Below are 12,700 nucleotides of genomic sequence, written 5' to 3' on the forward strand. Positions count from 1 at the left end.
CTTATGAGTGAATCTACAGGCCAAATAATAGGTGAACCTAAGTTACACCTGCACGCCTACATAATGTTGTTTATGCTTGGGTTCACCGCCGCGCCACTGCCTGGCAATTCGATTGTGTAAGCCCACACTTGTTGTCGCTTTAATCTAATATGATTCGCCAGCCTGCTTCAGCTTGTGCATCAAGCGCTGCGCTAAGGGCAATGTCAGTTCGCTGGGGAAATAGCTATAAATCTGCGTATGGGTGAAAACCCATGCCGTAATCTTTTCAATAGTATTGCCGTCGCCTTTCAGCACTACTTCGATCAGTGCATCTAGGTAGGGCTTTGATTGTTCATTCGAAATCAGCAAATAAATTGCGCGAGCGATACAGCGTAGCTCTCTTTCAGTAAGGGCTTTTGCTGGGATGAAGCTTTGCGGTGTTTTTTGCTCTGATTTGCCGCCAATGGCCACATCCAATCGTAGGTCATCGAGGTGCTGAATCAACACTTCTAAGGCGTACTCCATTAGCATGTCTGTGCGCCCGACTTCGATGTGGGCGAAGCGAGACAATAGCCATGATTGTACGGCTTGTTCATTATTCGATTCGCGGCCAGTACCAAGAATTGCAACTAAATCATCGTTGTAGCAGGTCGAAAGGCGGCTGTTGATTACTTTTGCCAGTGAGCGGGCAGTCTCTTTGGTCAATGTGTTCATAGTGTCTCCTGTTGGCGTTTAGCGCCATCATCTTGGTTCCGTATAAATTTGCGTTGTCGTTGATGGATATTCAATTTGGAGCAGGGCATAGCCAATCTGGACTACCAGCCGCCGCCAAGCGATTTATGTTCTAGGTATTTGCGGACCTTCAGCGATTCGCCGTCCTGAATTGCTTGCCACGTTGTTCGGCCGTCGTAATTCTTATTGTTTGTATGTACATACTTACTTGGCTCATTCCTGGGAAATAGCACCTGCAGTAACTGATAGATTACGAGGACGTTGCTTAATGTTTCGTCAGTGATGTTAGTCAGAAATGCCCCTATGTCGCCCGGAGGCACTTCCCAGGCGTTCAGTACGCGTTCCGCGAGGATAAGTGCGGCATTGCGTGGAAGCCCTAGTACAGCGTCATCGGGATCATCTGCAAGATGTTCCGGTACCTTGATGTTTAGTAACCGCATATCGCCTAGGGTGAGCAAAGCGATAAAGTTTGTATCGTTCGTTTCATTGGTCATGAATATTTCCTCTTATCCCTACTGTGTTATTGGGCTGCGTGCCGTTCATCCTGCACGCCAAGCATTTGCTCAAATGCGGAACCGTCCTGTCTTGTCAGGTTGGGTATATACCGTGAGTACACTTTGAAGAGCATTTCGGTGCTGGCGTGGCCGAGAAACCTTGCGACCCACTCGGGGTTTTCACCGGAAGCCAACAACAGCGTCGCTGCGGTATGACGGGTTTGATAAGGCCGCCGCATCTTCAGGCCTAGATAGCGGAGTAGGGGATACCAGACACGCTTGGTAATATTGTTGTGGTCTAGGGGCTTGCCTTCGGTGTTGCAGAATACATAAGGGCTGAGCTTGCCAGCTGCTTGATATTGAGCCTCTAATGCCGCTTTAACTGGCCCTAGCATGGGAATATCCCGCTGGCTGCCGTCAGTTTTGGTGTATTCGGTCTTGCCTTGAACCAGTGTTTCTCTGATAGCGATCAGTCCGCGCTTAAAATCGACGAACTCCCAGCGAAGCCCATCGATTTCGCCGGTACGCATGCCCGAGTAAAAGCGCACTGCATAATAATTGCGGTAATCTTCGCGTACCGATTCGATGATGCGGTTAACCTCTATTAGGGAAAATGGCTCAACATGGCTGCGCTGAAGCTTGAGGGGCTTGATGTTCTTATAAGGGTTCTCAAAGGAATAGCGATCTGAGGCCTCTTCCAAAATGGCCTTCAATAGCGCCATATGGGTATTGATGGTCTTGGCTGCAATCTGCTCTTTACCGCCACGGCCGGGCTTCGATGCCAGTTTTGAGCGGAATTCGAGAATCTCGGCTTTAGTGATATCGGATAACGCGCGCTTGCCGAAAAACTTGATGAGCGAATTTGAAAGCACCGATTCAATATTGCGGGCATGAGATGCCCGCCACTCTATTTTCTTTTCGGTTTGCCATTGGCGTGCGAAAGTTTCAAAAAGCGGTGCCCTTGTTGAATGCTTCGCGGGGACGCTCCTGTTTTGTACCCGTACAAGCTGCGTTTGGCTCGTATTGGTGTGGTTAGGATCTACCTCCAGAAATTTCTGAATGTTTTTGCTGCCAGGAAAAAACTCAGAATAGTTGAACTCCCCAAGCTTTATTCGGGCTTCTACTTTGTCGAGAAGTACTTGTACCTTTTTCCGGTTCTGGGCGTTGTCATGCAGCGCTGTGTGTTCCCGAAAGCGTGCTCCTTGATACGAAAAATCTAGAAGCAGCCTGCCTGTATCAGGCCGTACCCGAACCTTACCCATAGCACACACCTCCGTTCGCCATAGGGATTTCAATGTCATTGGGAGACTTCCGCGCCAACATCTCCTCTTCAACAGCTTCCCAGATGTAGAGAATTTTTCGCCGACCAAATGGCTTTATGTAGTGTTTACCCTCTAGCAATACACTGTCATTGAGTTGTTGCCGAATGGTGCGTACGTCATATTTGATACGCTCAGATAGTTCTTCGGTTGTAAGGTATGTCGTAGTCATGTGCTTCTCCTTGGCTCACATATGATTCATTGGGTGCTTAAGTGAATCATATTGCGCTATAAAGAATCAGTCAAGCGCTAAAATGCTCATTTGTGATTAATTTGGTACACTGGGCGCATTATTGGGTGTGGCAAGGGTTGGCTTCAACGTGATTCGGATATTGTTTAAACAGCTTCTAGACGAAAAATCGTTTCGCGAGAAAAGGCGGATAACGGTGGGAGAGGTATCTGAGGTCACTGGTATTAGTCGAGCTACACTAACTCGTGTTGCTAATGTTCCTGGCTATAACACCAACACCGATACAATAAATGCACTATGCGTTTATTTTGAGTGTGAGCCGAAGGACTTGCTCCGATATATAGAGGGAGATTAAGATTTAATATCTGCCTAAGCTGTAGGTAATGAACGGAAATCCGGCACGATATTGAGCTCATCGAGTCCGGATTTGGGCGAAATACGTACGGTCACATATCCCGAATCGGGCGTGCTATCTGATTTTATTGTGAAATGCTTTTCTTGAACATTGAAAAGCCAATTTTAAAAATAATTTTCTTGTAGAAAGATGTTTTTTTACTAATAAAGTCATCTACTATTTCTATCAGTTCATCTATAAAATCAGCTGTGGTTTGTATCTTGTTCTCCATTATGTAATCTACTTTAGTCATATCATTTATCAAGTGAAATTGATGCGCTGATGTAATTACAATATAGCTACAAGTAGTTCGACTTAACAGTGACGCTATCTGCATCCCATCCTTCGCGATAGAGGGCTCCGTTATACCTTGTACATCCAATACGACAATGTCATATGGATTTTTTTGCAATCTGTCGAGCAGTGCGTAATCTATTTTTGAATATCTATCAATTTCATTGAAACCTGAATTTTTAGCCGTATTTAACATGGCCTTATTAAAGTAAACATCCTCGTCGTCTATGATGCATATGCTTACATTGTCGATTTTCATTAGGAGCTTGCCAAGTCCGTTTAGTGGCTTATGCTTCATGATCTAAGGTTCCTGATTATAAAGGTTTGCTTAGCTTGTTCGTTTTCTAATAAATTTTGCTCATGAGTTAACTCTAATAAATCAGAATCCCTTTTGCTTAGCTCATTATAATATTGTACAAGTACTTGTGCCCAATATAGGCCATACCCAAAACCCTCGGAATCATTTCTAGACTGGAAGCCTTTTTCAAATATCATTTCCGAGTCAAGAATAGGTCTTGAAATATTAATAAACTTAAGGTTAATGTCGCTTGTATTAATTTTGATGCTAGAAACAGTGGCGGTGCTTCCATCAATACTGTACTTCCAAATATTATCTATCATGATTGAGATTATGTACTCGATAATATGTGAGGCGAAGGTGATGTCCGTTTTCTTGTCTACTTCAAAGTTAAAATTTATATTTTTGGATCTTCGTGTATTTACGATCAAAGAAAAAACTTTTGAATATTTATCTAGAATCTTTATAAGATTAGTCTTTTTATCTAAATTTGCAGAATAATGAGAGCTTGGATGAAACTCATTTACCCCTGCAATCATTTCTATAAACTGATCAATTATTACGGTTGCGCCAACAATTTTGCTTGCGGGATTATCTAAATCTATTCTCTTAGTGCTTACATTTGGGTCAATAAGGGAGGCTTCAGCAACAATTGTTTGGAGGACCTTGTTTAGTTCATGCCTTAAATTGTGCGATATATGTCTTAAAGTGACGGACTCCTCTTTCTTTTTGATGATACTACCTGTGTTGTAAAATGCGACGCCGTATTGGCAAAAATCAAAAGTCTCGATCTTGGATTTTTCGCAATCTTTAGAGGGGCAGCGTATACAAATATCTAACATATCATTCCTTGAATCTAATAAGTATAAGGCCGCCATCAATCGTGGCTTTGTAGTCGTTGCGGCTCATTTGCGTCGCAATGCCTTGGTTGCCTGTGCGATGCTATCTAGGTTAGCGAAAAAGTTGCTCGAGGGGCTTCAGCATTCGGTAGCAAGTATGGATTTATATCCGCCGTTGTTTGTGTGGGCGACAAAGCATAGCTTAGGGTCCGTTATGCCTGCCATATATTCCGTGCTCCTGATCATATCGCGCTTTCCATAAATTTCAATGAGATAAGTTGGCGTGCTATCTTTTGCGTTACGGTCTTTCGTGGTTTTGAGCTTGCTAGTCCCATTCTTCGTCTCCCTCTGGGCCAATTAGTGCGCAAATACCGTCGTCTCGAATGATGCGTTGAGCTTCATTTGATGCGTCATAGTCGGTTTCAAATGTATCGTCCCAAACTGTCGAGTTATTGTATTCGTCAACTACCTCAAGGCACCATCAGAGAGTTCTTGGGATGGAGGGGAGGTTACAACGATTGATATATTCTGCATTTATATGGGCCTTTGGCGCGGGTGTCTTGAATGATGTTATTGGCATGCGACCGCCAGTTTCCTATTCTGTGTGTTTTGGTGCAAGTTGATCGGTGGGCTGGAGAGTTGCGCGAACCTTGGTTTGATCTTGTTGGCTCGTCAGGCTTTACTGCTTCGGGCTATTTTTATCACTGCTGTAATCGTGGCGTGGTGACCGAAGGTCATAGAGTCGTTTGCTCGGGGCGGGTCTGAATTCAAAAGTGTCACGGAAAACGTCACGGAGTGTCACGGGGGTCTAAAAGCAACAGGCGAAAAAAAACGGCAAGTCAGTAAGTAACTGATTTGCCGTTCTTTAATGTGGTAGCGGGGGCAGGATTCGAACCTACGACCTTCGGGTTATGAGCCCGACGAGCTACCAGACTGCTCCACCCCGCAACTGATCTTTTGTCTTTTTCTCTAAGACAGGGCGCGCATTATAGGGACGGATTTCTATGATTGCAACCGTTTACCAGCAATAAATCCCAGAAACTGTCTTTTAAGCTAAATACTGTCAAAAAGCGGGCGGTGAGTCATAAGCCAATGAAATAAAATGATTATTTATGACAAGTTCCCCTGCCCCAGACACGTTAGCTCTCATGAATTATGAGCGACTTCCTATATTGGCTAGGTGTAATACCACTGCAGCGTAAATAGCTTCGTGTAAAGGCGCTTTGATTTGTAAATCCCAACAGGCTTGCGATATCTGCAAGCCGGTAATGAGTACTTTGCAAATATTTATTGGCTTGAGTGATGCGGGTGGCATCCAATATATCACTAAAGGAAAGCCCTAATTCAGCGAGTCGGCGTCGTAGTGTTCGAGGTGAATAACCGAGTAATGGCGCAATTTGTTCAATGCTCGGCTTGCCGGTTAGCATGATGTATAACAAGGCATCAGTCACAGATTGCTCAAGGTTTACCCGGGCCGCTTGGATGTCACTGGATATATTCGGTGTCTGCAGCGACCTTACATTTAAGGGTTTGCTAAGAAAATCTTGATTAACAACGAGCCGTGTTGGCCGACGCCCAAACTGCGGCTGACAGCCTAGGTAGTCAGACAGTGCTCGGCGTTTCGAATACCCTGGTTCCTGCTGATACAATTGGCAGCGCTGAATCGGAAACCAAGCCCCATGCAGACAACGCAAAACCATCACCGTTGAGGCCACAAGGTAGTCTTGAAATTGGGGTCTAACCTGCAGCGCCGGTAAGTGAGTGTCTATTTCGATTATTATAGAATCTTCATCTAGCTTAGCCTCCATCGTTACGCCAGACACAATTAAACGTAGGTATTTAAAAACCGTCAGCATGGCCTCGTCGCTATCCTTGCAACGACCAATCATTATTGATACCGGCCCAAGTGCGCGCAGATCCTGTCGTGATGCCAATTGCAAAGCAAGGTCGTCTATTTTCAGTTCTGCAGCACTAATCTCAAGCAAATCAATAAAGCGGTCAAAGGCAATGAGCTGAGTGGGGCCGGTAACGTCAACAACCGAAAGCCCCGCAAGCTGACTCAGCTTCGCTAGGTCTGCGCCACGCGACATTACCAATTGCGGAAACTGGTCGAGAAAGCTGTTTAGCAAACAAGGACTGTTATGCAGTATCGCCATGATGTATTCGCAGTAAGTAAAAAGGACCCACAACCATATATTGGCCTTATAAGATAAATTATTGGCCAGATTAGGTAAACAGGGGTAAATTCTTTTATTTAAGATACAGCTCCTAATAATGACAATGACACGCCCTAGCGTGCTCTCATCAGGAGCGAACATGGAAACCAAACACGTGCTCTGCGCGACCTGCGATATATCCTGTCAGCTGGTCGCTACCCGCCGCCCCGGTGAGAAAGATTACACACTCTCGGGTGACTACGAAAACCCCATGGGGCCTGGCGCCATTTGCGCAAAAGGTAAGCTCGCCCAGACCACATTCGATCATCCAAATCGCTTACTAAAACCACTTAAGCGCGTTGGCGATCGAGGTGCGGGGCAATGGGAAGAAATTTCATGGGAGCAGGCACTGGACGAGATTGCCCAGAAACTCCGTGGCGTTATCGACCGTCACGGCCCCGAGGCACTCGCGGTGACCAGCGGCCCATGGAATTGCTCCACCGAGTCAGGCATGACCCGCCGCTTTATGAATTTGCTGGGCACGCCTAATTATATTTCCCCCGTTGCCTTGTGCCTCGGCAATACGGCGGCGGTTAACCGGCTGACCTACGGATGGCTACCGCTACCTGATTTTGAGAATACCCGCTGCATTGTATTAATGGGACACAACACCAATAGCCAATCCTGGGTGTGGGAGAATATCCGCCTGCGTTTGGCAGAGCAGCGCGGCGCAAAGCTTATCGTTATCGACCCACGCCGCAGCCCGCAGTCGGAGCGAGCGACCATTCATTTGGCGCTAAAGCCCGGAACCGACATGGCGCTGTGCATGGGCTGGATTCAGGTCATTATTGAAGAGGAACTTTTCGACAAGGCTTTTGTGGCGGAGTGGACTCTCGGCTTTGACGCGCTAAAAGAGCGAGTGCAACGCGACTTCCCCATAAGCCGAGTTTGTGAAATCACCGGCCTTAATGAAGAAGAAATTCGCGAGTCCGCGCGGATGTATGCTAACGCCCGCGGCGCGATTATTCCGTGGTCGCCGATCACCGACCAGCAGGTCAGCAGCACCTCAGCAATTCGCGCCATTTCAATACTCAGGGCAATCACCGGCAACCTAGACGCACCCGGTGGCGAAATGATGATGGGGACTGACAACGAGATTATCTCCGAATCCGAACTGGAACTAACAGACAAACTCAGCGCTGAACAAAAGCGCAAGCAGCTCGGCTATGACGACCATCCGGCATTTACCTTCAGAGCCGCCGACCTCTTGGCGGAACACAGCGACCGCGTGTTCGGCGAGCGCTACCCCAATATCGTCAAAGGCACGCATATGGCAGTGCCATCGTCCACATTAAGGGCAATGGCATATGGCGACCCGTATCCAGTTAAAGCCTTCTTCGCCATTGCCAACAATGCCCTCATGGGTTACGGCAACCAGTCCTTAATTCGTAAAGCCATTTTGAATCAGGAGTTAAGCGTCTGCTTTGAGCAGTTTATGACACCAACCGCCAACCTCTGTGACTACGTATTGCCCGGCGACAGCTGGATGTAAAGGCCCAATCTGATGGACTTCTATCATTGGGCAACGCTGACCATGACATCTAATGCGCTTTATTCACCGCCGGAAGACTGCCGCAATGTCTATGACTTCTGGCATGGTTTGGCGCACAGAATGGGGCTCTCAGAGTGGTTCCCATGGCAGAATATCAACGAACTCTTTGACCACCGCGTATCGCGTAGCAATATGAGTTTTGAGCAATTTAAAGATCGCTACAAAATCCGTATTGGGGAATACAAGCACTACCAATATCGTAAAACCGGATTTGCGACACCCAGCGGAAAGGTAGAGCTATATTCCACAGTATTAGAAAAAATGGGCTGCGACCCACTGCCCTACTATCGCAATTTAGAAACCTCCGACGACTACCCGCTTAAACTGTTTGTGGGCTTACGTGAACCGCAATTTTTTCAATCAGGGCAGCGACACAATCGACGCCTGAGGAAAAGTAATCGCTTTCCCAGAACCTTCGTCCACCCGCAAGATGCCGAAACCTACGGCCTAGAAGAAGGTAAATGGGCCAAAGTAGAAACCACCGCCGGCAGTGTTTTCATGCTAGTAAAACTGCGTGACGATGTTCCCGTCGGCCTGATTCGAATCCCCCACGGCTGGTGGCTTCCGGAAGAAGATGACCTGGGAGAATTTGATCACAATGATGGTTTGCTCATCCCAGACAGCAAGGAATACCTAGATCGAGAGCAGGGTATTCCACACTTGAAAGGTGTGCCTTGTTGTATTTCCCCTTCGGCGCCTCCTCGACAATTTGTTGGCATAGAGGGCTTGCAATGAAAAACCGCTTAGATCAAGTGAAAGCGCGGCTAATGCTGCGTATAGCGGGATTTATTGGCCAGCAACATGAGTCAGCTTGGAAGCGCTTATTGGCTCGCTGGGCTCAGCGCCTAAACCTCGCACGATATGGCCGCCAACCACTCAGTTTTCTGGACGAAGAGGAGTCGATTGATTTAATGGATTACGAGGCCGAGGATAACCCCGAATAGACCATGAATAAGTAACTTCGACAAAGCGGCATAAAGTAACTGGCGGAGGTATTCAGCCTAAATCACAAGTGCTTTACACCGCTATTCGTTCAAGCGCGATAGATAATATTTTGGGGAAATCTTGTTCAGGCAATTCAAACGTCGGTAACGTAGCTTTCAAGAGAACCTGTATTCGACGCGATAAATCGAGCGCATTCACATGAATTCGTTCGTCCACAAGTACCGCAAGTGTGCCCTTTATAACTGACGTTGCTATATAGAAATCTTGGCGGCCCCAGCTCGGCAATACTTCTGTAAAAAGGCTTTGATTCCGCGCCGTCCCGGCATCAAGAACAACTTCCGTTATTTTCCATGAACGATAGGCTGCAGCGTAAAGCTCAGCTAAATGCTGGTTTTCTGAGATCAACTTAAGCTGGCCTACGAGCTCGTAGGCCAGCACTAAATAAGCCGAATCTCCAGGCCGACGTAAATTATCGGCGTCACGACCTGAGCCTTCAAATATCTCCTTTATGAGTGATGCAAGAACACCATCCTTGCTACCAAAAAAATGGTAAATGCTTCCAGTGGAAACTTTAGCTTGATGAGAGATGTCCCGAATCGTCGTGGCCTCATACCCCTTGGCTAGCAGCAGGTTTTGCGCTGCAGACCGGACCGCGGCACGAACATCTTCAGGATTTGAGGATACAGTCATATCAAACCTTTATTGACAAAGGGAAATAGAAGTGTAAATCTAAAACGCATTCTAGAACACGTTTTAGGCACATAAACCATGCTAACAGCCCGCCTCCGTCCAACTGAGCCAGTTGCTTACAGCGCAATAATAAAGTGCTTAATAGTTATCACACTATTCCAATTAGCCGCTTGTGGTGGAAAAACGGACAGCGCTACAGCGTCGACGAGCGAAACACTGCAACAGTCAAAAAAATTGGCCCTCAGTGTAGCAGATGTCCGACCCGAAGCTTTTAGCTGGTTATGGAACAACCAGACCTTAGCCATCCTTCAACATGCAAACCCTGCAATAGAATCATTTCAATGGGTATTTGAACCTGATAACCCCCATGACCTTGGTTATGAAGCTAACACTGAGTACAAGATAACAGCCAAGATTGACGGTACTCTCCACGACATATCAGTGCGGTATAACCCCCCCGCATCAGTCAGCGAGCGTGTAGATTCGATAAATTTTCTTGGACATCGCCCCTTTAGCTTTCTAGCTATGTCGGTATATATCGATCAAGAACCAGCGATAGATGTACTCATACAATATACTGCTGCAGGGGAACGCTATTTAAACAGCAACTTCGAAATAGAACTTACATCCGAGGGATCAGCAGAAGTTGTAGAGAGCTACGCAAACTTCTTAAGCGACACGCTAAGAGGTACTAGCTCTTTTCTAAGCGCACAGTTTGATGATGATTATTTAATGAAAGAATTACTCCCACGCGGTGAGTATGAAGTCACACCGGTTGACCTCAGCACAGGTGTTTTTAAGGTAATTGCTGTTCAAGATATTAAATATATCTCACCAGATATGCTCGCTTGGTGGTGGGACCACATAAACAATCTAGAAAGGTACCGGTTTTGGCAACCAATTGATCACGATGCTTTTCATTACGAAGTGGTACCGAGTAACCCTGACTTACAATACGACATTGGCGCCACGCAAATTATTAGAGAGTATATTGGCGCATCACTAATGACTCTTTCAATAGCCGGTGCAGATCCCGACGTAATAGTACCACCAACAGCGTTGACCGAACCTAGACCATACTATTTTTACTCCTTAAACGGCATTGAAGGCATTCAGGAGTTTAATGGTATTGTTAACCCACTTCCCTCAGTAGTAAGTATTATTCCAACGTCACAAAACCAGTTAGTCCACCAATGGAAGCCAAGTGAATCTGGAGAAGGCGTTACTCTTCACTCAACATTCACTCTATCAGCCGCGGTATTAGCAATACAGCCAACTTTCGGAGATGATCTCGGTCGCCACGTCATGAGAGAGTTTCAAATGATGCCGTATTTTCTACCGCGCTTATATCGACGTGAGTGGATGGGTGAATAACAGATTTACAATATCTTGATATCGCCAATAGCACTATTGCCGTCCACACCTATTAGGTTTTTTAACGTGGCCAACTGCCCTCTTACAATTTGTGTCGATTGCGAGAAACTCAAACCGATTTCGCAATCAAGAATTCCTTGAGCTAAGATGCTAAAGCAGATAGCTTTGCCGATTTATTAACACCAATCAAAATACTGCAAACCGCTGCTATAACAGCACATAACAACAAAACGTTATGGTGTGAATAATCTAGAAAATCAAAAATAGAAGTAACAAATTGCCCAGCAAATACCGCCATAGCAAACTTGGATAAATTTCGTCCGCGATTTTTATCCGTGCTCACTTCCACTGTAAGGTGATTTAAAAGGGGGATCGAAAACCCAAAACCAATACCGGCAAAAATAGACGCAAGAACAATGGTAGCCGTACCATTATTAAAAGCAAATACACAGTGGGCAATGGCATAAGAAATAAACGCTATCACCAAGGTATTTTGGGCTTTTACCTGTTTCACCATTTTGGGCATGACCATTGCTGACATCACCGCCATAAACGAGATGAATGACAAAACATAGCCAGTCTCTGCCTCACTGTAAGAAAGCTCAGCAAGGAATTGTGGCAAGGTAACAACAAGACTAAAAAAGACACCCATAGCCAATACAGCAAAAATAACAATAGGACGAAGCGAGTTAGCGCCAAAGGTGCTGACACTAACATCAACTGGCTCAAGCACCTCTGCAGCCTTAACGGGCGGCACCCAAAATTTGGTCATCAAAAAACACACAAAGCCCATCACATACAGCAGAAACGGCGCCTGCCAATGCCATTCGCTTAATATGCCGCCGGCAAACAAAAACACTACCCCGCCTAGCTCAATTGCCATACCTTGCTTGGCTATCATATTGAGCCTAGCCGTACCTTGATACCACTGTGATATCACTGCAGTGCCAGAAGCCATCACCCCGGCGGCAAAGCCACCAAGCACAATACGATCTATAACGACCAACCAAGGGCCATGCAAAAACATGCCACCCACGCCAAAAATAAAGTAGCCCCACAAGCTAGCCAATAAGATAGTGCGCGCGCCAATACGATCAATGAGCATTCCAAATAGTGGCGCAAACATAATCGCACCAAACGCCGGCAGTGTAAGCAAAAGCGTTGCGTAATCACCCACACCCAACTCATGGGCTATAGAACCCAAGCCCGGCGCAAGCGCCGCACCCACCATAATGGTCAGCATTGCCACCAACAACAATGTCAATTCGCCAATATTGGATAGCTTCATAGTCGCCTCTTAAAAGTGATTTCTGAGCCTATCTTACAAGGCGCCGACTAATACTTTAAATGATATAATTAACCCACATTAATCTCATATTGGCAT

Annotated in this window: 15 protein-coding genes and 1 tRNA gene; 6 read left to right on the top strand and 10 right to left on the bottom strand. The window is 46.2% G+C overall.

Going from position 1 to position 12,700, the window contains the following annotated elements:
* Positions 1-144: 144 nt before the first annotated feature.
* The 4 genes from AELLOGFF_RS16085 to AELLOGFF_RS16100 form a co-directional block, all read right to left on the bottom strand.
* On the bottom strand, positions 145-693 hold the full coding sequence (locus tag AELLOGFF_RS16085) for a hypothetical protein (protein WP_159269989.1): 549 nt from the start codon (positions 691-693) through the stop codon (positions 145-147).
* A gap of 101 nt (positions 694-794) precedes the next feature.
* On the bottom strand, positions 795-1,205 hold the full coding sequence (locus AELLOGFF_RS16090) for a hypothetical protein (RefSeq protein ID WP_159269990.1): 411 nt from the start codon (positions 1,203-1,205) through the stop codon (positions 795-797).
* Between the two features lie 26 nt (positions 1,206-1,231).
* Positions 1,232-2,467, bottom strand: a complete 1,236-nt coding sequence (locus AELLOGFF_RS16095) for an Arm DNA-binding domain-containing protein (protein ID WP_159269992.1) — start codon at positions 2,465-2,467, stop codon at positions 1,232-1,234.
* Positions 2,460-2,696 (bottom strand): hypothetical protein, encoded by a 237-nt coding sequence (locus AELLOGFF_RS16100; RefSeq protein ID WP_008248011.1) that lies wholly within the window; start codon positions 2,694-2,696, stop codon positions 2,460-2,462. Before AELLOGFF_RS16100 ends, AELLOGFF_RS16095 begins: the two co-directional genes overlap by 8 nt.
* A 148-nt stretch (positions 2,697-2,844) precedes the next feature.
* On the opposite strand from AELLOGFF_RS16100, the gene AELLOGFF_RS18245 reads away from it, so the two are divergent.
* On the top strand, positions 2,845-3,069 hold the full coding sequence (locus AELLOGFF_RS18245) for a helix-turn-helix domain-containing protein (protein ID WP_159270159.1): 225 nt from the start codon (positions 2,845-2,847) through the stop codon (positions 3,067-3,069).
* Positions 3,070-3,193: 124 nt separating this feature from the next.
* Here AELLOGFF_RS18245 and AELLOGFF_RS16110 read toward each other — a convergent pair whose 3' ends face one another.
* The gene (locus AELLOGFF_RS16110) at positions 3,194-3,700 is read right to left on the bottom strand and encodes a hypothetical protein (RefSeq protein ID WP_159269994.1); all 507 of its coding nucleotides are present in this window, start codon (positions 3,698-3,700) and stop codon (positions 3,194-3,196) included.
* On the bottom strand, positions 3,697-4,542 hold the full coding sequence (locus AELLOGFF_RS16115) for a hypothetical protein (protein WP_159269996.1): 846 nt from the start codon (positions 4,540-4,542) through the stop codon (positions 3,697-3,699). Before AELLOGFF_RS16115 ends, AELLOGFF_RS16110 begins: the two co-directional genes overlap by 4 nt.
* Positions 4,543-5,103: 561 nt before the next feature.
* On the opposite strand from AELLOGFF_RS16115, the gene AELLOGFF_RS16120 reads away from it, so the two are divergent.
* Positions 5,104-5,304, top strand: a complete 201-nt coding sequence (locus AELLOGFF_RS16120; protein ID WP_159269998.1) for a hypothetical protein — start codon at positions 5,104-5,106, stop codon at positions 5,302-5,304.
* Positions 5,305-5,410: 106 nt separating this feature from the next.
* Here the strand turns inward: AELLOGFF_RS16120 and AELLOGFF_RS16125 are convergent.
* Both AELLOGFF_RS16125 and AELLOGFF_RS16130 read right to left on the bottom strand, forming a co-directional pair.
* Positions 5,411-5,487, bottom strand: a tRNA-Met gene (locus AELLOGFF_RS16125).
* A gap of 191 nt (positions 5,488-5,678) precedes the next feature.
* On the bottom strand, positions 5,679-6,695 hold the full coding sequence (locus AELLOGFF_RS16130) for an AraC family transcriptional regulator (protein ID WP_159270000.1): 1,017 nt from the start codon (positions 6,693-6,695) through the stop codon (positions 5,679-5,681).
* A 160-nt stretch (positions 6,696-6,855) separates the two neighbouring features.
* On the opposite strand from AELLOGFF_RS16130, the gene AELLOGFF_RS16135 reads away from it, so the two are divergent.
* The 3 genes from AELLOGFF_RS16135 to AELLOGFF_RS16145 are packed head-to-tail and all read left to right on the top strand — an operon-like array spanning position 6,856 to position 9,251.
* On the top strand, positions 6,856-8,247 hold the full coding sequence (locus AELLOGFF_RS16135) for a molybdopterin-dependent oxidoreductase (protein WP_159270002.1): 1,392 nt from the start codon (positions 6,856-6,858) through the stop codon (positions 8,245-8,247).
* Positions 8,248-8,259: 12 nt separating this feature from the next.
* On the top strand, positions 8,260-9,042 hold the full coding sequence (locus tag AELLOGFF_RS16140) for a molybdopterin dinucleotide binding domain-containing protein (protein ID WP_159270004.1): 783 nt from the start codon (positions 8,260-8,262) through the stop codon (positions 9,040-9,042).
* Positions 9,039-9,251: a hypothetical protein gene (locus AELLOGFF_RS16145; protein WP_159270006.1), complete on the top strand. Its 213-nt coding sequence runs from the start codon at positions 9,039-9,041 to the stop codon at positions 9,249-9,251. The genes AELLOGFF_RS16140 and AELLOGFF_RS16145 overlap by 4 nt, the downstream gene beginning before the upstream one ends.
* Positions 9,252-9,324: 73 nt before the next feature.
* On the opposite strand, the gene AELLOGFF_RS16150 is transcribed toward AELLOGFF_RS16145, so the two are convergent.
* The gene (locus tag AELLOGFF_RS16150) at positions 9,325-9,942 is read right to left on the bottom strand and encodes a TetR/AcrR family transcriptional regulator (RefSeq protein ID WP_159270008.1); all 618 of its coding nucleotides are present in this window, start codon (positions 9,940-9,942) and stop codon (positions 9,325-9,327) included.
* Positions 9,943-10,020: 78 nt separating this feature from the next.
* On the opposite strand from AELLOGFF_RS16150, the gene AELLOGFF_RS16155 reads away from it, so the two are divergent.
* Positions 10,021-11,316, top strand: coding sequence for a DAPG hydrolase family protein (locus AELLOGFF_RS16155; RefSeq protein WP_159270010.1), 1,296 nt, complete (start codon positions 10,021-10,023; stop codon positions 11,314-11,316).
* A gap of 142 nt (positions 11,317-11,458) precedes the next feature.
* Here the strand turns inward: AELLOGFF_RS16155 and AELLOGFF_RS16160 are convergent, their stop codons facing one another.
* A complete protein-coding gene (locus AELLOGFF_RS16160; protein ID WP_159270012.1) occupies positions 11,459-12,604 on the bottom strand; it encodes an MFS transporter in 1,146 nt (381 codons plus the stop codon).
* Positions 12,605-12,700 lie beyond the last annotated feature (96 nt).

It is taken from the genome of Zhongshania aliphaticivorans (genome assembly GCF_902705875.1).
In the GTDB taxonomy this organism is placed as follows: domain Bacteria; phylum Pseudomonadota; class Gammaproteobacteria; order Pseudomonadales; family Spongiibacteraceae; genus Spongiibacter; species Spongiibacter aliphaticivorans_A.

What these genes read in the sequence shown, in the direction of transcription:
- AELLOGFF_RS16085 (WP_159269989.1), bottom strand. Translation starts at nt 693, where the DNA reads ATGAACACATTGACCAAAGAGACTGCCCGCTCACTGGCAAAAGTAATC.
- AELLOGFF_RS16090 (WP_159269990.1), bottom strand. Translation starts at nt 1,205, where the DNA reads ATGACCAATGAAACGAACGATACAAACTTTATCGCTTTGCTCACCCTA.
- AELLOGFF_RS16095 (WP_159269992.1), bottom strand. Translation starts at nt 2,467, where the DNA reads ATGGGTAAGGTTCGGGTACGGCCTGATACAGGCAGGCTGCTTCTAGAT.
- AELLOGFF_RS16100 (WP_008248011.1), bottom strand. Translation starts at nt 2,696, where the DNA reads ATGACTACGACATACCTTACAACCGAAGAACTATCTGAGCGTATCAAA.
- AELLOGFF_RS16110 (WP_159269994.1), bottom strand. Translation starts at nt 3,700, where the DNA reads ATGAAGCATAAGCCACTAAACGGACTTGGCAAGCTCCTAATGAAAATC.
- AELLOGFF_RS16115 (WP_159269996.1), bottom strand. Translation starts at nt 4,542, where the DNA reads ATGTTAGATATTTGTATACGCTGCCCCTCTAAAGATTGCGAAAAATCC.
- AELLOGFF_RS16120 (WP_159269998.1), top strand. Translation starts at nt 5,104, where the DNA reads ATGATGTTATTGGCATGCGACCGCCAGTTTCCTATTCTGTGTGTTTTG.
- AELLOGFF_RS16130 (WP_159270000.1), bottom strand. Translation starts at nt 6,695, where the DNA reads ATGGCGATACTGCATAACAGTCCTTGTTTGCTAAACAGCTTTCTCGAC.
- AELLOGFF_RS16135 (WP_159270002.1), top strand. Translation starts at nt 6,856, where the DNA reads ATGGAAACCAAACACGTGCTCTGCGCGACCTGCGATATATCCTGTCAG.
- AELLOGFF_RS16140 (WP_159270004.1), top strand. Translation starts at nt 8,260, where the DNA reads ATGGACTTCTATCATTGGGCAACGCTGACCATGACATCTAATGCGCTT.
- AELLOGFF_RS16145 (WP_159270006.1), top strand. Translation starts at nt 9,039, where the DNA reads ATGAAAAACCGCTTAGATCAAGTGAAAGCGCGGCTAATGCTGCGTATA.
- AELLOGFF_RS16150 (WP_159270008.1), bottom strand. Translation starts at nt 9,942, where the DNA reads ATGACTGTATCCTCAAATCCTGAAGATGTTCGTGCCGCGGTCCGGTCT.
- AELLOGFF_RS16155 (WP_159270010.1), top strand. Translation starts at nt 10,021, where the DNA reads ATGCTAACAGCCCGCCTCCGTCCAACTGAGCCAGTTGCTTACAGCGCA.
- AELLOGFF_RS16160 (WP_159270012.1), bottom strand. Translation starts at nt 12,604, where the DNA reads ATGAAGCTATCCAATATTGGCGAATTGACATTGTTGTTGGTGGCAATG.